General features: G+C 68.8%; 20 protein-coding genes. 8 read left to right on the top strand and 12 right to left on the bottom strand.

Annotated elements, in window-relative coordinates:
* Positions 1-47 precede the first annotated feature (47 nt).
* The 4 genes from OHA84_RS38610 to OHA84_RS38595 all read right to left on the bottom strand — a co-directional run bounded on the left by OHA84_RS38610 (position 48) and on the right by OHA84_RS38595 (position 5762).
* On the bottom strand, positions 48-584 hold the full coding sequence (locus OHA84_RS38610) for a hypothetical protein (protein ID WP_266977043.1): 537 nt from the start codon (positions 582-584) through the stop codon (positions 48-50).
* A gap of 246 nt (positions 585-830) precedes the next feature.
* Positions 831-2846, bottom strand: a complete 2016-nt coding sequence (locus tag OHA84_RS38605; RefSeq protein WP_266977041.1) for a hypothetical protein — start codon at positions 2844-2846, stop codon at positions 831-833.
* A gap of 729 nt (positions 2847-3575) precedes the next feature.
* Positions 3576-4679 carry a hypothetical protein gene (locus OHA84_RS38600; RefSeq protein WP_266977039.1) on the bottom strand — a complete coding sequence of 368 codons (1104 nt, stop codon included), beginning with the start codon at positions 4677-4679 and terminating at the stop codon, positions 3576-3578.
* A gap of 378 nt (positions 4680-5057) precedes the next feature.
* The gene (locus tag OHA84_RS38595) at positions 5058-5762 is read right to left on the bottom strand and encodes a restriction endonuclease (RefSeq protein ID WP_266977037.1); all 705 of its coding nucleotides are present in this window, start codon (positions 5760-5762) and stop codon (positions 5058-5060) included.
* A 471-nt stretch (positions 5763-6233) separates the two neighbouring features.
* On the opposite strand from OHA84_RS38595, the gene OHA84_RS38590 reads away from it, so the two are divergent.
* Complete coding sequence (locus tag OHA84_RS38590; protein WP_266977035.1) at positions 6234-7010, top strand: DUF4145 domain-containing protein; 777 nt, start codon at positions 6234-6236, stop codon at positions 7008-7010.
* A gap of 90 nt (positions 7011-7100) precedes the next feature.
* Positions 7101-7802, top strand: coding sequence for an AbiV family abortive infection protein (locus OHA84_RS38585; RefSeq protein ID WP_266977033.1), 702 nt, complete (start codon positions 7101-7103; stop codon positions 7800-7802).
* A 150-nt stretch (positions 7803-7952) separates the two neighbouring features.
* Here the strand turns inward: OHA84_RS38585 and OHA84_RS38580 are convergent, their stop codons facing one another.
* Together OHA84_RS38580 and OHA84_RS38575 are read right to left on the bottom strand one after the other, a co-directional pair.
* A complete protein-coding gene (locus tag OHA84_RS38580; RefSeq protein WP_266977031.1) occupies positions 7953-8516 on the bottom strand; it encodes an XRE family transcriptional regulator in 564 nt (187 codons plus the stop codon).
* 8 nt (positions 8517-8524) lie between these two features.
* Positions 8525-10756 (bottom strand): helix-turn-helix domain-containing protein, encoded by a 2232-nt coding sequence (locus OHA84_RS38575; protein WP_266977029.1) that lies wholly within the window; start codon positions 10754-10756, stop codon positions 8525-8527.
* 133 nt (positions 10757-10889) lie between these two features.
* Here OHA84_RS38575 and OHA84_RS38570 point away from each other — a divergent pair, with 133 nt between their 5' ends.
* Entirely contained in the window at positions 10890-12713 is a 1824-nt protein-coding gene (locus tag OHA84_RS38570) for a zeta toxin family protein (RefSeq protein WP_266977027.1), read from the top strand.
* Here OHA84_RS38570 and OHA84_RS38565 read toward each other — a convergent pair.
* Together OHA84_RS38565 and OHA84_RS38560 are read right to left on the bottom strand one after the other, a co-directional pair.
* A complete protein-coding gene (locus OHA84_RS38565; RefSeq protein ID WP_266977025.1) occupies positions 12674-12952 on the bottom strand; it encodes a hypothetical protein in 279 nt (92 codons plus the stop codon). The two genes, OHA84_RS38570 and OHA84_RS38565, sit on opposite strands and share 40 nt — an antisense overlap.
* Positions 12953-13024: 72 nt before the next feature.
* Positions 13025-13831 (bottom strand): PIN domain-containing protein, encoded by an 807-nt coding sequence (locus tag OHA84_RS38560; protein WP_266977023.1) that lies wholly within the window; start codon positions 13829-13831, stop codon positions 13025-13027.
* 155 nt (positions 13832-13986) lie between these two features.
* On the opposite strand from OHA84_RS38560, the gene OHA84_RS38555 reads away from it, so the two are divergent.
* On the top strand, positions 13987-16677 hold the full coding sequence (locus OHA84_RS38555; RefSeq protein ID WP_266977021.1) for an ATP/GTP-binding protein: 2691 nt from the start codon (positions 13987-13989) through the stop codon (positions 16675-16677).
* Positions 16674-17465, top strand: a complete 792-nt coding sequence (locus OHA84_RS38550; RefSeq protein WP_266977019.1) for an excalibur calcium-binding domain-containing protein — start codon at positions 16674-16676, stop codon at positions 17463-17465. The genes OHA84_RS38555 and OHA84_RS38550 overlap by 4 nt, the downstream gene beginning before the upstream one ends.
* A 184-nt stretch (positions 17466-17649) precedes the next feature.
* Here OHA84_RS38550 and OHA84_RS38545 read toward each other — a convergent pair whose 3' ends face one another.
* Positions 17650-17931: a hypothetical protein gene (locus OHA84_RS38545; RefSeq protein WP_266977017.1), complete on the bottom strand. Its 282-nt coding sequence runs from the start codon at positions 17929-17931 to the stop codon at positions 17650-17652.
* Between the two features lie 266 nt (positions 17932-18197).
* On the opposite strand from OHA84_RS38545, the gene OHA84_RS38540 reads away from it, so the two are divergent.
* A complete protein-coding gene (locus OHA84_RS38540) occupies positions 18198-18437 on the top strand; it encodes a hypothetical protein (RefSeq protein WP_266977015.1) in 240 nt (79 codons plus the stop codon).
* A 369-nt stretch (positions 18438-18806) separates the two neighbouring features.
* Here the strand turns inward: OHA84_RS38540 and OHA84_RS38535 are convergent, their stop codons facing one another.
* Positions 18807-19157 (bottom strand): DUF6233 domain-containing protein, encoded by a 351-nt coding sequence (locus tag OHA84_RS38535; RefSeq protein ID WP_266977013.1) that lies wholly within the window; start codon positions 19155-19157, stop codon positions 18807-18809.
* A gap of 5 nt (positions 19158-19162) precedes the next feature.
* On the bottom strand, positions 19163-19525 hold the full coding sequence (locus OHA84_RS38530; RefSeq protein WP_266977011.1) for a hypothetical protein: 363 nt from the start codon (positions 19523-19525) through the stop codon (positions 19163-19165).
* 157 nt (positions 19526-19682) lie between these two features.
* Here OHA84_RS38530 and OHA84_RS38525 point away from each other — a divergent pair, with 157 nt between their 5' ends.
* Entirely contained in the window at positions 19683-20669 is a 987-nt protein-coding gene (locus OHA84_RS38525) for a Ku protein (RefSeq protein WP_266977009.1), read from the top strand.
* Between the two features lie 34 nt (positions 20670-20703).
* Positions 20704-21729 carry an ATP-dependent DNA ligase gene (locus tag OHA84_RS38520; RefSeq protein ID WP_266977007.1) on the top strand — a complete coding sequence of 342 codons (1026 nt, stop codon included), beginning with the start codon at positions 20704-20706 and terminating at the stop codon, positions 21727-21729.
* A 5-nt stretch (positions 21730-21734) separates the two neighbouring features.
* Here OHA84_RS38520 and OHA84_RS38515 read toward each other — a convergent pair whose 3' ends face one another.
* The gene (locus OHA84_RS38515) at positions 21735-22571 is read right to left on the bottom strand and encodes a hypothetical protein (protein ID WP_266977005.1); all 837 of its coding nucleotides are present in this window, start codon (positions 22569-22571) and stop codon (positions 21735-21737) included.
* Between the last annotated feature and the right edge of the window lie 28 nt (positions 22572-22599).

Raw genomic sequence — 22599 nt, 5'->3', positions numbered from 1 at the left:
CGGGTCGGCTGGCCGGCACTGCCTCTCTTCTTGTGCCGGTGCACCTCCTAGCCAGGCGGAGTGGCTACCCATCCCGCCATCAGCGCTGCCAGGTGCGCGTGGAGTTGCTCGCGTTCGACCTGCGCCGACTGGCGTGCGGATTGCGCCCGCAGTTGTTCTGCTTCCACCGCACGCCGCGCGCCCCCGTACGACAGCAGGGCTCTGGCAGACGACTCCTCCATCCCGTCTGCCGTCAACTCGCCAAGAAGTTCACTCTCGTCCGGGGCCGGCGCGCCACGTTCCAGGGCCTGCTCCTGAGCGACGTACAACCGCACGACCCGTTCGCGAAAGTCCCGGTGGGCTGTGCCCAGTGGATTGCCGGCCTCCTCGTGCTCCTTCTCCGCCTCAGCCACCATGTGCACGATTGCGAACTCAAGCGCTCCGGGGACCTTTCGATCCGGCTCGGGATCATGAGCGAGCACCTTGTCAAAGCTCTGGATCTTCAGGGCTGTATCCAGGATCTCTGGCGTCGGGGCCAGGAATCTCAGGTTCAGCGTGGCCCCGTTCATGTCGGCGCCCAAAGTGTCGCTGAGGAAGTCTGTCACCGCTTTGTGTTGGTCTTTCACATGCGATCCGCTCCAGGCGACGGCAGCCGCTCGGCGTGCGGCCCGCCCCGTTGCAGCTCGATTGATCAAAGCGCCGACGGTCGCTGCTAGAAGGACAGCCGTGGGCCCGACACTTACGGCAATCTCAGTCGAAATCATGCCCCAATGTTTCCGAAGACTTCGATCCGAAATATCCGACTTGAGGAAAATTGGAGGTTTCTGCGGCCCTGCTGGCGTCTCACGGCGTCACGGTGCGCTGCCCGCGACCCACCATGTCGAATCGGGTCCGGTGAGATGGTCGACGCGGAGGGGACGGCATGTGGCGCTAGAGCGGGCAAGCTTGTCGACCAGTTGGGTGAGCCGGTTTCCGAGATGTCCGTATACGTCTTTGGCGGGGGTCTCGCTGACCGCGCGAGCCCGTTCGACGGTGTGCCAGTTGCTGAGGAACTCCAAAGCCATGTCGACGATGCCGCGTGCCGCGTGCGCGGTCAGCTCGTCTGACGGAGCAGTGAAATGGCCTCCGTGAATCACCAAGTTGCGGGTGGCGTACAGCCACTCAAGAACGCCTCGATATGTGCCAGCTTGGCGGTCGAGCCAGGTTGCTAGATCCTGTGGGGCCGCCAGCCGAGAACGCCAGAGAGCGAACGTCTCAGCGGCCAGTCCCCCACAGCGCTTGGCAAGGCTGACGGCGGCGCCCTGTGCTGCTTGAAGGGGCGGTGAGCTGACCGACTGGGTAGGCAGCAGAACATCGAGCCAGGCGTCGAACGACGTCAGGCGTTCCTTGATCCCTTCTGTCTGTACGTATGTCCCCAGGGCAGCGAGGTCAGCGCTGACCGTCGCCTCGACGGCCTGAAGCTCCTTCTCCGCGTATTCCAACCGCGTACGGGAGGCTTCGCCCTGTTCAAGGCGGGTGATGAGCGCGTTCTGGGCGTTGGGGCTATCGGACTGCTCGCAGCGGCGCGCTCCGTTCTCGTACTTCCTAAGTTGCCCCTTCTCCGTCTCGACCCGATGCCGCTGGTGTTCGAGGTGAGCTCGGCCACCGGCGAGCAGGAGAGCATGCGCCGAGGCGAGATGTCGGCGCAGCGTCTGCAGGGCGCAGGCACCCGCGAGCAGCTTCACCTCGGTGGGCTTCAGTCCGGTCGACTCCAGTGCACTCCATGACAGGGCCGCGCTGGCCATGGGGGCATCCACACGGCGCGCAAGGTTGGCCGCTCGCATTGCCGCACGCAGTGAAGCCGGCATGTAGCCGGTGAGCGGGTAGGACACACGCTGGCCCGGGGTGCGCACGGTGCCGAGCGTGGGGCGATCCGCTGGCAGCTCAGCTGCCCACACCGGAGCAAGATGCAGGTCGATCAGCCGGTCACCGGCCGCATAGTGGTCAAGCGCCTCGCTGAGCTCCCGGCGCGCAATGCGCGCGGCCGTGTCGGCGTCGGCGGCCTCCGTCGGGCTGCTGACCAGTACAGCGGAGCCTTCGACGGGGCCGACGAGGCGCACGAGCTTGCGGATCGCATCCCTGCGCGGAAGGTCATCTTCTGTCTGGCCGGCCCACAGTTTCCGCTGCTGGCAGCCGGCCACGAAGGTCGTCAAGCCTCGCAGCTCCCTGGTCCCATGCACGGCGAGGGTGACCAGGTGGGACCGTTTGGGCGGCCACAGCACACCGCGGACAGCATCCGCACTGGGCACGCCTCGCCTGATGAGGTTCAGCGTGTCCTCATAGAGCACGGTGCTGTCCCGGCCCTCGAGGGCGACGACGACTGCGATCTCCGACGCGGCCTGCTCAGCGAGTGACCGGTCGCCGACCGCGCCGGTCCACAGTGGTTTCACCCAGCCTTTGACCGCCTCGGTGAGCGGACCGAGTAGCCTGTCTAGCTGGGTCGCCGTCTGCCTCGTCAGGTTGAGCGGAGGCGCGTGCTTCTGTTGCGTGATCACGCCCGCGACAACGCTCAGCTCCGCCATGGCTGACGCGAGGTCCGCGCGACCACCAAGGCGGTAGGCAGGTGCCGCCCGGCCTATAGAAGAGATCGCCTCGTCGACGACACGGCCGAGGAGTTCGTAACGTGGCTGGTTAGAGGCCCCATAGCTCTCCAGCGCGGCCTGCGCGCGGATCATCGCGACCAGGGCACTGGGCAAGGTCGCGACGTTCTGCCCGAGGTGGCCATTGCCATCAAGAGCGAACAGCACACGCTCCAGCAGGCTACGTTGCCGATCGTTGAGGGGTGTCGAGGTCAGTGCTTGAAGCCATCCAGAGTTCACATACCGCACGAGCGAACCGTACGCGTGATCACCCTCGGTCGTAACGGCAACGCAAAACTCGGGACGATCGGCCCGTCGGCGAACTCCTACGGAGCAGGCCTCTGTTCACGCCTCTCGTACTCGGTGGGCATGCTGAGCGCCGCCGAGCCCGCGCTCGGCATGACCGGACTGTTCTTCCTTCCGGCCGCCGCCTCCCGCCGTCGACCGGACGTCATCCGCCGACGCTCCCGCGCACCCCCCGCGAGAAGTCCTGACGCTGCCCGCTCGCCGCAGCTGAGGACGTCAGCCCGTCAACCGACGGTGCCGCGCCAGGCCTTATCCACTTCGTCCTCTTTCTGGGGCCGGGGAAATGGACAGCCCATCGGGACAGAGGATGTGACACGACTGCGGGATCAGGAAATGAAAGCCCAGATCAGAGCGATGTGTGAGGACACGGCGTTCGGGAACCTACACTTCCGCTCGGCCCGCGCGAGGGCCTCCAGGACCTTGCCGCGGCGCGGGGCCGGCTGCTGCTGCTCGTGATCGTTCATGTCACCAAGGACGCCACGGTGCCCCTGTGGACGGAGGACGCCCGCGCGGCCGGCCGGGCAGTGGCCGGCCGTACTGAGACCTTGATCCGTACTTGGCCACGTTGATTTCCAGTTGGCCGGTAACGCATCGGGGTCGAACTCTTTGCCGTCAGTTGCCAGCCGGCCTGCACCACTGGCAGGTGCCCGGCCGACCGGAGGAGGGACGTGCTCAGCGGCAGGTTTCGACGGCCCGCTGGTAGTCGTTCAACAGCTCGCCGATGCTGCGGTCCACCAAGGCCACGGTCTCAGTCCACCCGCCTTGCGGCATGTCGTCCTTGGTCGCCCCGTACGGCAGATCAAGCTTCGCCCAGTGCTCCAGCACTAGGTCTTCCGCCTTCGCGGCGAGGTGCCCGGGAAACAATTCCTGCTGTATCAGGGTCCATCCGTTGCTCTTGTGGGAGCGCACCCGGTCGGTGCCTTCGTTGCAGATCCCGATCTTCACGGCGGCCAGGTCGGCATGGACTAGGAGGTACAGATATCCGGGGTTGTCGGGCTTGAAGCCGTACTGGGCGCAGTGGACGCAAGGGGCGCGGCGCTTCTGGATCACCTTGTCCAGGGTGGGTGTAACTTCCTGGCCACAGGCGATGTGCCTGGCCCGCCATCGTGCCTTCACGCCCCCGGGGAAGGGATCGAGCGGTTCCAGCCCGGCGTTCTCCATGATCTTCCGTGCCGTCTCGGGGTCGGTGGCTCGTTGGGCGCAGTACCGGCACTTGTGCTTGGTCTTCCGGGCGTTGGTGAGCGACGGGTCAACGATCAACCGGCACGTGAGGCAGCGGCTGCGCCACGGCTGGTTCACGCCCGGGTAGGCGACTAACGGTTCGAGGCCGAGCGCCAGCATCTCGGCGCGCGCTTCTTGCGGGTCGATGGACCCGGTGCCCGAGCAGTGATCACACGCCCCGTTGCCCTTGTAGACGACGCTGCTGTACCAGACCTTGATCTCCCGGTCACACCGGTTGCAGCGGCACCGCCACCTCGCCTGCGTTCCGGGGAACGGCTCCAACGGCTCGACGTCGGCCTTGCGGATGTTCGCGACTGCGGTCGCCGGCTTCACGCGGCGCTTCTCCGCCGCCGCCCGTGAGCTCGCTATCTGCCCGCAGATGAAACACGGACCCTGCCCCCTGATCACCACGCTCGTGAACGAGGACAGGGTGATGTGTCCGACCTTGCGGCAGATTCCGGGCCACGGCTTGTCCGCCCCGGGGTACGGGATCTGTGGGTCCGTACCCCGCTCCCGCATCTGCTGCGCCCTGGCTATCGGGTCGATCTTGCTCAACGGGCTTCCTTCTTAACGCACTTGGTTCCGCCGGCGGCCTTCGCCGCGCTTTGTGAAGACGCGGCAGCCAGCTCCGTTGCGGATGGTGGACGGGCGGGGAGTGACCGCTAACAGCTATTCGAGAACCTCCTCACGCGACGCGTTGACGTGGTAGCCACGACCCACGAGCCGACGAGTCCGGGACTGGCCAGATAGCGTGCAACAGCCTGACCAACTACCGATCAACCGATCGCCGTGACCAGCTGGATTTCCGCACCCACTGGCCAGCTATCGATCAACGTCACACGTACCCGGGGGGCCCTTCCTCTGCCCGCTCCCATCCTCCCGTTCCCCACTCCCATGACCCCGAACAGACGCCCTGGCCCGATGGCAGTTTGATCAGGACAGTGCGGACGGTTTACGGGGCGGGGGGATCTGGCGCAGCAGTTCCCACAGGGGGCGGGAGCCGGCGGCCCATTCGGCGAGGAGGTGGCGGTCGACCAGGTGCAGGCGCTGGTCTTTCGCGAAGTCCACCGCGTTGCTGGTGATGCGGCCGTTGGTCAGCATGACCAGCACATCACCGCCGTGGACTTGGCGGCCGGTCCCGTTGAGGACGTGCAGGTCGGGAGTGCCGACCGGCTTCCCGGCCCAGCCGTCCCTCTTGTGTTTGCACTGGATCACCCACCGGCGCCCATAGGGGTCGGTCGCCTTCACGTCGGCTCCGTTGTCGCCGCGGCCGCCGACCTGCTGCGCGTCCTTGCAGCCGTCGCGGTGCATGAGGTCGCGTACCGCGAACTCGAACTGCCGGTGGTGCAGACGGTCCAGCTGGTCGACCGCGTACCGCAGACCCTGCGCCTTGATCTGCTCCCACCGTGCCGCCTCACTGCGGCGCCACCACCAGGCCGCCGCCGCGGCGGCCCCTGCCAGCAGCGTGAGGGCCACGATCCAGGGATGGGCGGCCAGCCAGCGCAGGACCCCCATCACCAGGCTCAGGGCCGCCACGGCGAGCAGTCCGATCAGCGCCAGCTGCTCCAGCCCCGAGTCCTTGCGCCGCCGGGGCCGACAGCTCCGGCCGGTCTTGCGGACGGGGCGGCGCCGGCTCACCGGCCGCTCTCGGCACTGGGAAAGGCGATCGGGTAGGAGACGGTCGGCTGAGGCCGAACCACCGGCTGATCCCACCCGGGCCACTTGATCGGATAGACCGTCGACTCCGGCACGGGCTTCTGCTCCCCCGGAGCTCCGCCCATGGGCTTGCTGCCTAACACGAACGCGGCGAACACGAATAACCCCAGGAGCATCACCTGCCTGCTTGACCCCGCTGGATTCCGCCAGTGCGCGCGAACCTTGAATCCGTTGCGCTCGTGCTCCACGACAGACGGCACACGGCCCCCCTCATCAGTCAGGTTGTGCCTCCCTGCACAACTGACCAATGAAAGCATCCACCGCTGACACTTGGTCATCGCTTGCCGACAATCAGTGATCGATGCGGGGGCGGCGCTGCCGTTCCCGCGTGGGGGCGGCCCTACCTCGTAAAAGTCGCTGCCCCCCGTAGCCGCGACGGTGTATGCCTGGGCAATGAGTGCACGCAATCGAGTGACGATCGACGCCCTGGACACCTATCAGCCGGCCGGGGAGTGCCCCAACTGCAAGCTCAATGTCGCCTTCATGCATGCATCCAGGCGCCAAGTCTGGCCCGAGCTGGTGGAGCTGTCCCTCGGGCGCAGCAGCGGTCCTGACCTTCGCAGCCCCGCAGAGCCACGTCAGAAGTTGGACATGTTCCGTGTGGTCGAGCACGTCTTGACGTGCCCTCGCTGCCGGAAGACGTGTGTCCTGCACCAGCACTTCGGTCCGGACCTTCCCGAAGACCTGGAGAAGGTGGGCGAAGCGCTCGAGGCCAAGGCCAGCAAGGTGCGCTTCACGCTGTGCGTGTATCCGGCGGGCGAACCGGGCCAGTTGGCCCCTGAGGCGCCCGAGAACGTGCGCGGCCTGTTCGCTGAGGGCGCCCGGTGCGAGCAGGCCGGGGCCCTGCGTGCGGCCGGCGCCATGTACCGGGCCGCGGTCGAGGAACTCTGCGCCGACCGTGGCGCCGCTGGGAGGAACCTGATCGCCAAGATCGCGGACCTCGTGAACCGGGGGGTTCCCGCCGAGGTGGTCCGGGACCTGGACGAGGCCCGGCTGCTGGGCAACTGGAGTCTGCACGAGGGGCTCAACTTCTCCCCCGACGAGGTCGCCGACGTCGCCTCCCTGATCAAGGAGGCCGTGTTCCTTCTCTACGTCCAGCCGGAGGAGCGCGCCGCGTTGCGTGCGGCCCGTCAGGCGCGACGTGACGGGCATCGCACGGCAGCACCCTGAGACCACACGGCCACAGCGCCATGCCCCATGACGGCCGCGGGCCCAGGCCGAGAGCCGGACCTGGGCCGGGTCGCGGGGCACACTGATGCCATGGTCGAGATGAGCCCCGAGCAGGCACGCGAATTCTGGAAGGCACTGGTGGACAACGCTTCCGCCTTGATCGCCGACGCACACACTTTGCTGGCCGCTGGCTCGTACGGGCGGGCGCGATCTCTCACGGTCCTGGCGCAGGAGGAGCTCGGGAAGGCGCTCTGGATCTATGACGTCTTCCACAACGCCTGGAGCCAGGGTGATGAGACTCCGCGCAGGGTGGATGCGCTGGCCACCCACGGTCGCAGCCACACGCAGAAGTACCTCCAGGCTGTCGTCTTTGGCGACGAGCTCGCGGAGTTCTGGGGGGACTACAGCCGTGTGCGGGCGTCGAGCTCGGAGGCCGTCTCGTGGGATGAGGCCCATGAGCAGCGGCAGGCGGAAGCCACGACCGCGGCGAGCGAAGCCAACCTCGCCAAGCAGCGTGGCTTCTACGTGGACCGCGATGACGACGGAAAGGTCTCCTCGCCGACGGCCATCGAGCCCGGGACGACAGCCGATGACCTGCAGACCGCGGTCCAGGTGATCGAGATGCTGCTCATCCAGGACCACAGCCGCATGAAGTTCGATGCCGTCACGCCGTACGACAGCACCCATCCGCAGCAGATCCGCCTGCTGCCGGTCTCCCACCCCGAAGACTGGGCCGCCGCGTCAGCACCTGATCCAGAGACGGACCGCAGCAACCTTCCGCCCTGTCAGTAGGCTGCGAGAGCCTGAGCGGCCGTGCAGCTGGACGTCGACGTGGCCGATCGACGTGCCCGACGTCCAGCAGGCGGCGATGCCCTCCACGGATACGCGAGCGAGCCCCGGACAGCGTTGGTCCGGGGCTCGCGAGTTGTTCGGGCACGGCCTCTACAGCTGGAACCCCAGGTTCAGCACGTCGTTGATCTGGACTTCCTGGAGGGAGCCGGCGCGGCGGCCGCTGTCCTGGAAGTAGACCTCTTTGAGTGCTTCGGCGGTGAGTTCGCGTAGCCGGTCTTCGGTGGCGCCCTGTTCCTGGGCGGTGAAGAGGCGGGCCGCGTACTGGGGCGGCAGGGCAACCGTAATGTGTCGTTCGCGTTCCTCGTCCGTGGATTCGATCGACGCTCCGGCGTAGCCGAGGCGGGCGTGGACGTCGATGACGATGCCGCCGGTGGTCGCCGCCTTCTCCTTGGCCTTGGCCCGGATCTGCGGCTGCCACCGGGCCTTCACCTCGCGTTCCAGGCGTGCGGCGAGGTCCGGGCGGGGCTTTTTGATCTGGTCCTTCACGTACCGCTCGACGGTGCGCTGGGAGACCCGTAGCATCTGGGCGACCTGCTTGGTGCCCTTGTATTGCTTGACCAGGTACCGCATCTGCGTGCCGGCCGACTTTGGCGCGGGGCGGGTGAACGCCTTCGCCACGGCCTGGTTGAGGCCGTCCCCGAACTCCTTGTTCATCGCGCTCCCTACTCCCCGTTGTCCTGGTCGGTGAAGGTGCCGTCCTTGATGTACCGGGCGAGGTTGAGCTCAGGGGCCTGGTACTGCTCCCGGGCGCCTTCGCCCCACAGCGTGGTCTGCGTGCCTTCGTGCTTGACCAGGCCCGGGTTGACGCCGAGTTTGAAGCCGCCCGGGAGCGGCTTGCCTTCGCGGTAGGGCAGGAAGTCCAGCGGGCTCTGGCCGTCGACGGCGTAGACGACGCAGTCGGAGAGGATCGCGACCGGGTACTGCCCGGTGAACGACGCGTGCTTGACGATCTTGCGGTGGAGGTTGATCCGGGTGCGGGAGATGACCGCCGCACGGATGTCGGGCCGCCATGTCGGTCGCTCCAGGGCCCGCCACCGTTCGCCGGACGTCCAGCCCTCGCCGCGGGGCCGCTCGCGCAGCTTCCCCAGTCCGCCCTTCACGGTCGCCTTGACCGCCGCGACGACGATGGCCATCTGCGGGTCGCGGCTCTTGTAGCCGTCCATGGCCGTGAGGAAGTCCGCCGGCGGCAGGTCGGCGTCGACGCCGAGGTCGGCCATCGTGGTGAGGTAGGCGTCGCGCAGCCGGCTGTACCAGCCGTCCAGGTAGCGGCCGTTCTCGTACCGGACCCACGCCTCGGTCGGCATCACGTCGTACCCGAGTTCCTGGGCGTAGGCGACGGTCGGCGTCGCGTACCAGGCCGGCCCCGTCGGCCGGTCGCCCTTCGGCGTGAACGGGGAGGGCAGCAGCGCACCGTCCAACTCCACCCACTCCTTGCCGACCTTCACCCGCGACAGGTCGACATGGGACAGGTCGACCAGCCACGAGCCGGGCAGCTTCGGGTCGAACACCGGGTTCTTGACGTGCGTCGGTGCGCCCAGGCCGACGGTCAATCCGTTGGCTCCGGCGGCGAACGCCATGTTGACGTCCAGGCCCACAAGGTTGCTGCGCAGGCACTCGGCGTCGGTGAGCGGCCGCGCCCAGTCGTACGCCTCTTCGAACAGCTTCTCCGCAGGTCCCCGGACGTGGAAGCGCGGGAGGTCCTTGAGTAGCGGGTGCCCGTCGGGGGCTTCGCACGGCGCGCAGTCCACCGGGTCCTTGCCGAGCGAGCCGGGGGTCTTGCCGTCGGCCTGCCGCAGGACGCCGGTCTCCTCATCGCGTACGGCGTAGGTCGGCGGATGCAGCGCGGTCATCAGCTCCAGGCCGGTCACGGCGGTGGAGCCGCGCGGCGTCATCACCCGGGCCGCGTACACGCCCAGGACGCGGGCGAGTTCCGCCGGCGGCAGCTGGGCGGCAGTGCCCCAGAACCGTGCGTCCAGCGCGTTCCACGACGGGATGCACAGTTGGACGCACTGGCGGTCGGAGCCCTTGGCGGGGCGGTAGATCCTCGCCCACGGACCGAACCCGCGCTTGGTGAGCTGCCAGTCGGCGCGGGTCAGCTGCTTGATGACCTTGTGGCCCTCCGGGATCCGTCCGGCGATCCGCTCCTCCTCGGTGAGGGTCACCGGGAGGCCGTAGCGCTCGCACGCGTCTGCGGTGAGCACGATCAGCGGGTCGGCCGGCCTTCCCGGCCCGGACAGCTTCGGCTGGCCGAGCTTGGCCTCCTTGAGGGTCCAGTCCACCAGGGCTGGCAGGCTCTTGGCGGGCACGTCCAGGACCAGGCCGCCGACGCAGTACGCCAACACCTTCCCCTCCTCGACGTCGACGACCGCCAGCGGCCCGTTCTCGAACCGCGGGTCGGTGCCGCCCGCCGGAGTATTCGCCGGGGCGGCCTTCTTCACGCCGGGGCGGCGCGACGTCGACGACGTCCCGGTGGTGCTCGCTGCGCTGGGCGCGGCCGCCGGAGCAGCGGCGGCGACGGGAGCAGGGGTCTGGGTGTTCTCGGTTGCAGTCGTGGCCGCAGCCTCGGGTGCCGGGCCTGCGGACAGAGCCGGCGCTTCGATCGGGGCGGGCGAGCCGGTGAAGGTGGCGGGCACCGGGGCGGCCGGCTCCTCGGGCGCGGGGTAGAGCTCGGCGAGCTGTTTCAGCAGTCGCGCGTACGCGTCCCGTTCCGGCGGGCGGGGTTCGGTCTTGCCGGATTCCCAGCCGGACACCGTGGCGCGTCGCACCTTCAGTGCGGTGGCCACCTCGTCGATCGTCAGGCCGTGCGCGGCACGCAGCCGCTTTCGTTCCGCCGGTGGCGGGAGTGTGGCGCGGGACGCGATCAAGGCGTCGACCGCGTCGAACAACTCGGACATGAAACACCTCCTGACCATCACCCTACCCCACGGAACGCACTAAGTCCGTACGTCTCACGTACATTCCCCGTACGAATGGCGTGCCTCTGCTATGTTGACCTTAATCTGAAACGACTGAGGCTCAGGAGGACTGGTGCGGGAAAGCGGCGTTCTGGGTGCGATTCCCGAGCCGGAGAGCCGACGGGTGCTGGAACAGGTGATCGTTCCGACGTTCACGGCGGGCGCCGCGCCCCAGCCCAGGCCCGTTGTGGTTGTCGTCGCCGGGCAGCCTGGCGCGGGGAAGACGCGGATCGCCGACCTCGTTCAGGTCGCACTGGACCGGCGGGGCGGCGCGGTACGGATCTGCAGCGACCTCTACAAGCCGGTCCACCCCCACTACGCCGAACATCTGGCCGACGATGTCCGCACCGCCGGCGTGAGGGTGCGCCCGGGTACGCGCCGCTGGCAGGCCGAGCTCGAGGACCATGTCCGAGCGCAAGGGTTCGACGCGGTTGTCGAGTCCGCCCTCGCTGATCCTGCGGAGTTCCGAACGTCGGCGACTGCGTACCGGCAGGCCGGGTACCGAATCGAGGTGGTCGGGGTGGCGACAGCGGAAGCCTGGAGCCAGCTCGGCCTCGTGGACCGTTTCCTTTCCCAGGCGGTGACCGGCGGCGGCCGGTACGTGTCGTGGGAGAACCACGACACCTGCGCCCGGCAGATGCTCGTGACGCTGGCGGTGATCGAGGCCGAGCAGCTGGCCGACCGCATCACCGTGGTGCGGCGCGACGGCACCGTCCTCTACGACAACGAGCTCACCGGCGAGGTCTGGCGGCGGCGGCCGGCGGCGGACCGGGCGGTGGCGTGCGAGCGTTCCCGGCCCTGGAGCGCCCAGGAGACCGCCGTCTTCCGCCGCGATCTCGCACGGACCGATCAGCGGCTGCACCGCGAACTGCACTGCGAGGACCGGCGTCTGGCCGTCCAGCGGGATGCCGAGCGGGCGGCCGCGCTCGCTGAACCGGTTCGCCGTATTGCCCAGCCGCGCAAGGGCGCGCCCGGCGTGGACTACCACCGACTGTCGTCCGAGGAACACCGCTGGATCTTCGATGAGCTGATCGCACCGTCGTACCTGAGCGGCATCGTGCCGCGCGAGGAGCCGCGCGCGGTATATGTGCTGGGCCAGCCGGGCGCCGGCAAGTCAACGACGGCCAGGATGGTCCGCCGGGCCATGCGCCCGGGCACGACCCACCTGGTGGGCGACGACTTCAAGGTGTCCCACCCGGACTACCTGCGCCTGTTGCAAGAGGACCCGCGCAACGCCGGCGCCGCGGTCCGCGCCGACTACCGGGCCTGGTTCGCCGACGCCGAGGAGTACGTACGCCGGCATCGCGGGGACGCCCTGGTCGAAGGCGCCCCCGGCAGCATCCCCGAGTTCCTCGCCAGCGCGGAGCCCTTCCACCGCTCCGGGTATCCGGTCGAACTCGTGATGCTGGCCGTCCGGGAAGCCGACAGTCGCCTTGCCACCGCCCTGCGCTACGCCCGCGCCCAGAAGCTCGGCATCAACGGGCGCTTCACTTCCCGCGCCGGGCACGACCAGTGCTTCCACGCACTCACCGACATCGCCCACCTCGCTGCCGGGCATCCGGCGATCTCGGCCGTGACCCTGGTCCGCCGTGACGGCCAGGCACTGCTGCGCTCCGAGCGCGGCAGCACCCAGCCGGCCCGGGCGCTCGCCGCGGAGCGGGCCCGCCCCTACACCGAGGCGGAGGCGACCGCGTTCCTGGCGCTGCACCGGGCGCTGCGCGAGGCGCTGCCGCGGCACCGGCGGGAGCTGGACGCGATTGCGGGGCTGGCACGGCCGTTGATGCCGGCCCGGATGCAGCCGCCGCGGATCGGTCGCCCCCGGCCGCAGGTGTGGCCGCTGGCCGTGCCTGCGGGGCGCTACGACTGGTCGGTGAGTCCCTTGAGGCGGGCCGCGTAGTCGGTTGCGATACGGGCGGCATCGCCGGGGCTTGCGGTGTCCAGGCGCGTCTGGTCGTCGACTGCGGCCTGCCGGGCGGCCTTCAGCTGCTCGATGTGTGCGTCGTCGGGGACAGGTGCCCGGCGCTCGGCGGCGATGCGGGCGTTGTAGAAGGCGATGACCTCCCGCACGGCGTCGCGCGCGAGCTGGTCCTCGTCGCCGTCCAGGGGCTCGAAGGGGGCGGTATTCGGGTCCGACATGGGACCACCCTTTCCGGAATGATCTTGATGGTAAAGGGATCATTCTCCTCCACTTCGTCCCCGGGGCCGCGCTCAGTCGCCGGCTGCCGGAGCCTCCTTGCGGTACGTGGCGGGAAGCCGCATGGCCTGCAGATCCAGTCCCTGGGCCCGCAGGTGCATACCGAAGTCGTCGCTGAGCACCCGGGTGTCCGCCTCCGGCTTGAGCCGGTTGAGCTCTGCTGCGCACAGCAGAATTTCCATGTCTGCGTCTCCGCGACGATGGCCCACCCGATCGAGTCGAACCTCCAACGTGACTCCGTCCCTGATCGACACCGGGACGCCCGGACTGCCGACCAGAGCCCCCTCCAGGTATCGGATGGCCCTCCCCGCCCGCTCACCCAGCTGACCGGACCCGTTCTTGTGCCGGTCCAACTCATCGATGACGACGAAAGGCACCACCAGCCGGACCTGCGTTGTACGCACGTCCTGATCGCGCAGTACCTCGGTCCATCTGATCTCGTTCGGCGGCCGCCAGTGAACCAACACATTGGTGTCGTAGACGACCGGCGTGCCTGGCCGATCGGCGTAGGCCCTCAACACCGCCAGCTCTTGCCGAGCCTGTTGGAGTCGCTCGATCTGCCGCTCAACCTCCCGCGCAAGGAGACGCGAGGTCGCATGGTGCTGGGGACCGCGGATTATGTGCTCGAAGTGCCCGTCGTAGAGGCCCCCGGCCAGATCGGGTTCGGCGAAGAACTGGCTCAGAACGCGATCGGTCCACTCAACGTCGCGCAGGTACTGGTCCCATGGAGCATGGCTGCTTTGGAGGTTCTCCCACTCCATGACCGCTTCATCAAGGGTCTGCTCCACAGTGTCGAGGGTGAAGCCTGGCTTGATTCTCATCCCCGGATCCTTCCAGCTCCCGCAGTTCGCCGGAGAGGAACTCCGCGCCTCGCTTCCCGCTCTGCCGAGACCGGACAGATCGCGGATGAGCTGCTCCAAGAACCCTGGGGGCGGCGTAACTTGGACACGATTGATCAACGACTTCGGGGGTTAACGTGGCAGGCAGGGATCTGCGGGCGTTGTTCAGCACGAACGACCGCACACTAACGACGGCGGAGGCGTTCACGAACCGTCAGGCACAGTGGGAGCTGGTCGCGTCCGCGCTGGCCGAGCACCTGCGGCATGTCTCGGGCCCAGGCTTCGACGTCGAGGACCTGGAGCGGCCCCGGAACAACGTCATCGTGTTCCACGGAGTCGGCGGGATCGGCAAGACGACCCTGTCGAGGAAGCTGGAGGCCGCGCTCGCGGGCGCCGACCAGCGGCCGGCGCAGTGGGGCGAGCCCGCCTGGTCCGGGGAGCGCATCCTGCCCGTACGCATCGACCTCTCCCGCTCGGCCGGCGCCTCGTTCGAGGACCTGGTGCTCACGATCCGGGCCGCGCTCGCCGAACTGAGCCACCCGCTGGCCGCCTTCGACATCGCGCTGCGCCGCTACTGGGAGCAGCAGCATCCCGGCGAGAGCCTGGAGGAGTATCTGAGCCGCGGTGGTCTGGCCGCGCGGTTCGGCAAGGCGATGCCGCAGCAGATGCAGTCCGCGCTCTCCGACGTCGCCCAGGCGCTGCTGCTGCCCGGCACCGTCGGCTCCGCCGTCGGTGCCCTCACCGGCTCCCTGGTCAAGGCGTTGCGCGAACGCCGCCAGACGGTCCGGGCACTGGCCGGCTGCGCCCGGCTGGAGGACCTGCTGGAGGCCGAGCCGGACCTGGACGCCCTGTCCTTCTACCCGCACCTCCTCGCATGGGAGCTCGCGCAACTGCCCGCGGAGAAGAAGGTGGCGCCGGTCGTCCTGCTCGACACCTTCGAGGACGTCGGAGACCGCACCCACCGCGACCTGGAGCGGCTGATCCAGCGAGTGGTCTGGCTCATGCCGAACGTGTTCTTCATCGTCACCGGCCGCTCACGCCTGCAATGGGCGGATCCCGGCCTCCAAGGCCAGCTGGACTACACCGGCCCGATCGCCTGGCCGGGCCTGGCCTCCCCCGCCGGAAGCGTCCCGGCAGCCCGCGCCACCCGCCCGGCCGGCTACGGACGGCAGGTCCTCGTCGGCGACTTCTCCCCCGAGGACTGCGACGACCACCTCGCCCGCCGCCTCACCCGCGACGGCCGGCCCCTCATCGGCGCCGACATCCGCCAGGTCATCACCGCCCGCTCCCACGGCCTGCCGCTCTACCTCGACCTGGCCGTCATGCGCTTCCTCGAACTCCGCCGCACCAACCACACCCCGCACCCGGCGGACTTCGACCACGACTTCCCCGCCCTGATCGCCCGCACCCTCTCCGACCTCACCCCGGACGAACGCCACGTGCTGCGCTCGGTCGCCCTGTTCGACTCCTTCGACCTGAACCTGGCCACCGCGGCCGCCGGGTTCCAGCACGAAGCGCCCGCACTGCGGCTGATCGAGCGGCCCTTCGTCCGCGAGAACCCCTTCGGGATCTGGCCGTACCACCTCCACGGCCTGATCCGCTCCACCATCCGCGGCGCCGACGACCACGCCGACGACCGCTGGTCCCCCCGCGACTGGCAGCAGGCCGCCCACCGGGCGCTGGCCGCGCTCGGGACCCAATGGCAGGCACACACCAGCCGCGACCGGATCCTCCTGGTCGGCTGCCTACGCCAAGGCCTCGCCCTGGCCAGGGACTTCCGACTCGACCTCGGCTGGCTCGCCGACGCCTCCTGGGCGTACATCGGCGATTCCGTGTGGGAGCCCCTCGCCCCGCCCAGCGGGCCCAGCGGCCCCAGCGGGCGCATCGAGCTGGACACCGCCGCGGACGCCCTGGTCGAAACCCTCAGCGCCCTCTTCCGACGCCAGCACGAACACCGCACCCGCACCATCGAGCGCCTCACCGCCGTCATCGACAGCGGACGCCTACCCGCGGAACTACGTGATGTGGCCGTCTACTACCGCGCCAAGGCCCACCGCGACCTCGGACACACCCAGGCCTCCCAGGACGGCATGCGGCAGGTCGCCGACGCGGGCGGCCGACTCGCGCCGCCCGCCCGCCGAGGCCTCGCCCACCTCTCCCGCCTCGCCGGCGACTTCCCCACCGCCCTCGCCATCGCGGACACCCTCGGCTGGGCCGGCCGCCACCACCGGGTCCGAGGCGACGTCCTGTGGGTCCAAGGAGACATGGAACGCGCGGCCGCCGCCTACACGGCCGCCCGTACCGAAGCAGAGGAACACGGCATCGCCGGCGAACGAGCCACGTCCCAGGCCCAGCACGCCCTCGTCATCGCCTTCACCGATCCCACCCGGGCAACCGACGAACTCGAACTCACCGAACATCTCCTCGCCGGCCTCGGCCTGCGCACCACCACCTTCACCGCGAAGATCGCCGCCCTCGTACGCGACGCCGGCAGCACCACAGCCCAGATCGACGATCGCGGACGCCTGCTGCGCGCAGAGATCCACACGAACGGCATCGTCGCGGCATCGGCACTCCTGGAACTCGCTCTCGCCTTCCACCACGCCGTGCAAGCCGAACAGGGCGAGGTGAGCGCCGTCATCGGGCGACTGCGCGAGCTCGTCCAGGGCAGCGACTACGCCTACTACTGCGACCTCGCCCACTTCATGGCGGGCCTGCCTCTCCCCGCGGTCTCCACTGCCCGATGGATCGACGGCGAAGGCCCGACCCGCGCCCGCTGGCACGCCCTCGTCGCCGCCCGCCGCACGCACAACCTGCACGGCGCGTGAACGATCCCGACCTCCAGCTGAGCCATCGCCAAAGGTTCGAGGAAACGATCAAGGGACGTCGCCAAACCGCCTTGCGGGAACGTGAGGAACAACAGGCAAGGCTGCGCGAGCAGGAAGCAAAGCGTCGACGAGCCGACGACCGGGGGAGGTGGGCCGGATGTCTGACCATCGGCCTGCTGCTCGGGCTCGCCGCCTGGGGCGCATGGTGGGTCTTTTCCGGCCTTTCCGACTGGCTCGACGGCCCTGACCGCGATCACGCCGCAGCCGCGCCGGGCCCTTCCCACTCACCCCTTCCAGCACCCCTTTGGAAACTGCCCCAGGGCGAGGAGACCAAGAACGCGACGCTCTCGATCGACATGCACGACACGAGGACGCTTCGCCTCCTCGAGCACGTCAGCGCCGAGGACACCCGCACCATTCGCATCGACGACCTCGACGACGACAAGGGCCTGACATCCGCCGACGTAGAGATCACGGTCACAGAGCAGCCCCGGCACGGACGGCTGGAGCTGCAGGCGGACAACAGCCTGGCCGTGTACACACCGCAGCCGGGCTTCGACGGAGCCGACACCTTCGAGTACACCGTCAAGCTGCGAACGAAGCCCGAGGTCCTGAAGATCAGCTACACCGTCCAGGTCGGCCTCAGCATGGGCGCCCGCTACGACCTGGAGCACAAATACGAGAACTGCGACGCAGCCCAAGCCGCCGGTGCGGCACCTCTGCGCCGTGGTGAAGACGGCTACGGACGGCACCTGGATGCCGACATGGACGGCATCGCCTGCGAATAGGAAATCGCCGCGAAAGGAAGCACCCGAGCGGCTCCTTCCGGCTTCGGAGTCCCGACGACGCCTCCCCACGACGACACCGAGCGCAAGCTCTGTGGCCCGAGCACACACGGAGCGGGGCCCGGACCGCAAGGCGGTCCGGGCCCCGACTCCACCCCGCCACCGGTTCAGCAGCAGGGCCGGCAGGTCACTGGGTGTCGGTGCTCTTGCCCACCAGCGTGGACAGCAGCTCGACCAAGGTCGAGTTCACCGTGCGCTGCTCGTCGATGAAGCCGTCGATCTTCCGCTCCAGGCCGTCCAGACGACCGGTGAGGTTCTCGACCTTCTGGTCCAGGTTCCCGACCTGCAGGCGAACCGCGGTGAGGTCGGACTTGATGATCCCGAACTCGCGGGAGTCCTGAGCGGAGACCTCTTCGAAGCGCCGGGTCAGGGCAGCGAGCTCGCTTTGGGCGATGGGGTCCTCGGGCACGCGATACTCCTGCCAGATCACAAACTGTAGATAAGAAGACTCCACGATATCGCGGCCCGACCCCTGCATGGCCTCCGTTCCGTCCCCCTCTCTACGGCGGCCCCCCTCACGGCGTGAGCTGTCACCTCAGAGTGGACAGCGGCGATTTCTTCCGGTGCGCTCCGCCTGGAAGGGCAGTCGATGCTGCGTACGCCGTGTGCCGGGCTGGGGAGGCTGTTGGCCATGAGTGCTTCCGTCTCACGCCACACTCTCACTACGCTCAGCGCATGTTGAAGAAGTTGCTCAAAAAGCTCGCCATTCCCCCGATAGAGGTTGCCGCTGGCGACGCGTGGAACCGCGGGGACACCGTCTTCATTCGGAAGTTCTACCCACGCCCCACCAAGCACGACGTCGACCTGGCCAAGGCTATCCAGGAGGTGACTGCCATCGGGTGGGCGTTGGCGAGCAGCCAGTTCGAGGGCGACGGACTCCAGCGGCACGCGAACCTCGTATTCACCCGCCCCTAGCGCGCAGAGCCGACCTTCCAGGCGTACGCGACCAAATCGCGCCGAGCGGGAAGGGCCTGGGTCAGGGATGCGGGATTTCCTGGTCGACCCTGGGGGGCCGGTAGCGGGCGCGGCGGGCGCTAGAGGTGACGGCTTCGATCGGCGCGGTCCGCCAGGGACGGGAACGGCCGCTCGGCTTCCAGAGCTTGGCCGAGCGACTTGAGACCGGCCTTCGGAAATCAGGTACCGCCCAGGCCCATGCATCGAGTCCGCCATGGATGTGGGCCCCGCACCGGCGCAATCTCGGCTCGCGCCGAAGGCCTCGGCCTCGCTGCGCGCACCGCTGCAGCAGTTCGGCTACGACTCACGGTGCCTATTCACACTCCTGGCCTAGCTCTCGAGCAGTCCCAGTTCGCTGTCGGGTCGGCACAGCGGGCACGCGATCACCGACGGTACGGTGCGCAGTACCTCAAGGATCATGTCGCGGGTGGCTGCGCGGCCGCGGCTGGTGACTTTGCAGGCGCCGGTGTGGACGCGGTCCGGCCGTCGTCCGGCGCCGATGCCGTACTCGATCCACCACCGGGGCGGCTCCGGCGGGGGCAGGCGGTGGGTGCGCTGTTCGTCTGCGGCGCGAACCGCGGTGATTCTTTCGTCGACGCGGGCGAGGGTGAGCTCCAGCCAGCGGCGTATGACCAGGAGCTGGTCCAGGGCCGGTGGCAGGGGCAGGAGGGGTTCCTGCATGGCGTTTACGCCGCCTCGGCTACTTCGATGCGGGGTTCGGCGGGGCGGGTCTGCTTCTTGAGTCGCATGCGGGCATCCACCAGGACGTCGCGTGGGACGGACGCCCAGTGGGGGTGGTCGGCGACGGCCATCGACAGTTCCCGGATCTCGGCCCACATCCGGTCGACCGTCTCCTTCTGCTCGTCGCTCCAGCCGGGGCTGTCGGGGACGTCGCCGCGGTGGGAGAACCTTTCCCCGCGGGTCCAGCCGGTCTGGGGTTCCACGCTCCAGGGCAGGTCGGCGAGGTAGGCGCGGTGTTCGGTGTGGGCGCGGTGGAGGCGCTCCTGGAGCTGGAGGAGGTCGTCGGGGAAGGTGCTTTCGTCGGTCACCCTTGAATCGTAAACCTGTTCGATTCAGTGAGGGAAGTCGGCGCTCCGGTTCGTGACCCGTTCGGCAGACAGGCGTGCGGCTGGCGTCGAGGTCGGGTGGCGTGGAGTGGGTAGGGGCCGTGAGCTGGAGGAGGGGGCTGTTGGAGGAGGTGGCGTCGTGGCGCGTCCGGTGTGGGCCGGGAATCTGTCGTTCGGGCTGGTCAGCCTGCCGGTGGGCTTGTATACGGCCACCGACAGCCACACGATCCACTTCCATCAGCTACAACGTGGCACCTCGGATCGGATCCGCAACCGGCGCGTAAACGAGCGCACCGGCAAGGAAGTCGAGCTGGACGACATCGTGAAGGGCTACGACGCCGGTGGCGAGTACGTCCTGGTCGAGCCGAACGAGCTCGACGAGATCGCCCCGGGGCGTTCCCGGTCGCTGGAGATCACCGGGTTCGTGGACCTGGACGAGGTGGACCCGATCTTCTTCGACAAGACCTACTACCTCGGGCCGCGCGGTACGGAGTACGGGAAGGTCTACAGCTTGCTGGAGCAGGCCCTGGCCAAGGCGGGCAAGGCGGGCGTCGCCACCTTTGTCATGCGCCAGCACGAGTACCTGGTCGCGCTCAAGGCCGAGAACGGGCTCCTGACCCTGCACACCCTGCACTGGGCGGACGAGATCCGGGACCCGAAGAAGGAGATCGACAACCTCCCCGGCAAGACCAAGGCCTCGGACAAGGAGCTGCGGATGGCTGAGCAGCTCATCGAGACCCTGAGCATGACCTGGGACCCCGACGAGTTCCACGACACCTTCCAGGAGAAGGTCGCCGCCCTCATCGACGCGAAGAAGGCCGGCGACACCGTCGAGAAGGCCGAAGAGCCCGCGGAGCCCACCGGCGTCGTCGACCTCATGGAAGCCCTGCGCGCCAGCGTCGAACGCGCCGGCAGCTCCAAGGCCACCGGCGGGAAGGCCACCGCATCCGGCAAGACCGCGGCCGCGAAGAAGCCGGCGGCGAAGAAGCGGATCCGCGCCGCATCAAAGGAGGACTTGAACGGCCTGTCGAAAGCCGACCTCTACAAGAAGGCCGCCACCGCCAACCTCCCCGGCCGCTCGAACATGACCCGCGAGGACCTGGTGAAGGCCCTGTCCCGCGCATGACCCGGACAGCCAGCTCGCGAACGGAGGCCACGCAATGACGTTGCGGCCGCCGGTGGAGCCGATGCTGGCGCAAGCCGCAGAAGCAATTCCGACCTCGGGCCTGCTGCGCGATGTGGCGTATGAGCAGAAGTTCGACGGCCACCGCGGTCTGCTGTTCACCTCGCCCGCCCCCGGCGGGCAGGTGCTGCTGCAGACGAGGCGGGGCTCGCTCATTCAGGGCGGGTTCCCCGACCTCGTCGCGGCCGCCATCGAGCAGCTCCCCCACGGTCTGGTCCTGGACGGTGAGCTCCTCGTCTGGGATCCCGATGAAGGCCGGTTGTCGTTCGAGGCGCTTCAGCGCCGGGCCGCCGCTCGCGCCCGCGGCGCTCCCGCCCTGGCGGCCCGTACGCCCGCGTACTTCGTCGTCTTCGACCTTCTCCAGGCCGACGGCGCCGAGCTGTTGCACCTGCCGTATCGGGAGCGTCGCCGACGCCTGGAGGTGCTGTTCGCGGCCCGTGGCCTGAGTGCGCCGTGGACGCTGTGCCCGATGACCACCGACCTCGCGAAAGCCCGCGAGTGGCTGGAGTCCTGGACGGACGTCTCCGGCGTCGAAGGCCTGCTGATCAAGAGCATGAGCCAGCGCTACCTGCCCAACCATCGCGGGTGGACAAAGGTCCGCCGTCGGGACACCACCGAAGCGATCATCGGTGGCGTCACCGGCACCCTCGCCCGCCCCCAGCTCCTCATCCTCGGCCGCCACGACGACAGCGGTCGACTGCGCGCCATCGGCCGTACCGCACCCCTGCACCCGGATCAGGCACGGCGGGTCGCCGAACGCCTGATGGCCGCATCGCCCGGGCATCCGTGGACCGGTGCACGGTTCTCGGTGACATGGGGGTCCCGCGAAGTCCTGGACGTCGTTCTTGTCGACCCGCGTTTGGTGGCGGAGATCAGCGCCGACACCGCCGTCGACCACGGCGGCATCCATCGGCATCCCCTACGGTTTCGCCGCCTCCGCCTGGACGTGACGGCCCAGGACGCGCCCCTCTTTGGGACAGGCCCCCACCGGGCGGCGGGATGAGCTGTTCAAAGCACCTGCCCCGGCTCCTTCCGCAGGGCCGTGGACATGGGCTGTGCCAGTGCGGCTCGCCGTCGCAGGGCCGCGGTCCTCGTGCGGCGGAATCGGTGCTCGGCGATGCCGTGATCCGCCGGCTCGCTCGCGAGCAGGAGCGCGGCCAAGCGGTGGATCTTGCGGTCCAGGGCGAGGGCCAGGCGCCGGCGTTCCCGGCCGCGGATGGCGGCGAGCGTGTGCGGTGTGGTTTCCAGCCGGGCGGCCAAGAAGCTTGTAGGCCATCCTCGTTCGGCCAGATTCTGCAGGCTGGTGGCGGCCCTTTCCGCGCCAACCAGCCCAGGCAGGAGGCGATCCCGCTTGACCGCACTGGTGAGCGGGATACCGAGGATGGCTTCCGAGGTGACCCGGTGAACAATGGCCGGCCGTTCCCCGGCCGGGCGTAGAAGGCGTCGCACGAGAGTGACGGCGACGCCCGAGATCTCGGCGATGTCGGCGGCCGACAGACCCGTCTCCTGCAACTGGCAGGCATGGGCAGCGGCATCGGCCGCGGGGACCCGGGCGGGTCGGCCGGCTCTCAACTCCCTGGTCCGCCGGGCACGATCCCGGCGCGCCGCGGCTATGCACTCGAGGCGCGTGCAGCCGTAGTCGGCGCAGGAGGGGCTGCCATGCCGGACACGGGACCGGAGCGGCTTGCGACCCTTGCCCTCGGGAACACGGCGAGGTGAAGGCGCTGGGAGAGTTGGTGAATCCATACCGTCGCAATTCTGCCCGTTCTGCGTCCCGTCGGCGCCTGTCAGGCCGTCCTTCCATTTGATCTTGTTGGTCTGCGTGCTGGCCAGGGGGTCGTTCAACCGTCCGTAGGGTCGGCCGGCCCTACGG

It is taken from the genome of Streptomyces sp. NBC_00513 (assembly GCF_041431415.1).
Lineage (GTDB): Bacteria > Actinomycetota > Actinomycetes > Streptomycetales > Streptomycetaceae > Streptomyces.
Note: the sequence above shows the minus strand (reverse complement) of the source record. Positions and strands in the feature narration are given on the sequence as shown.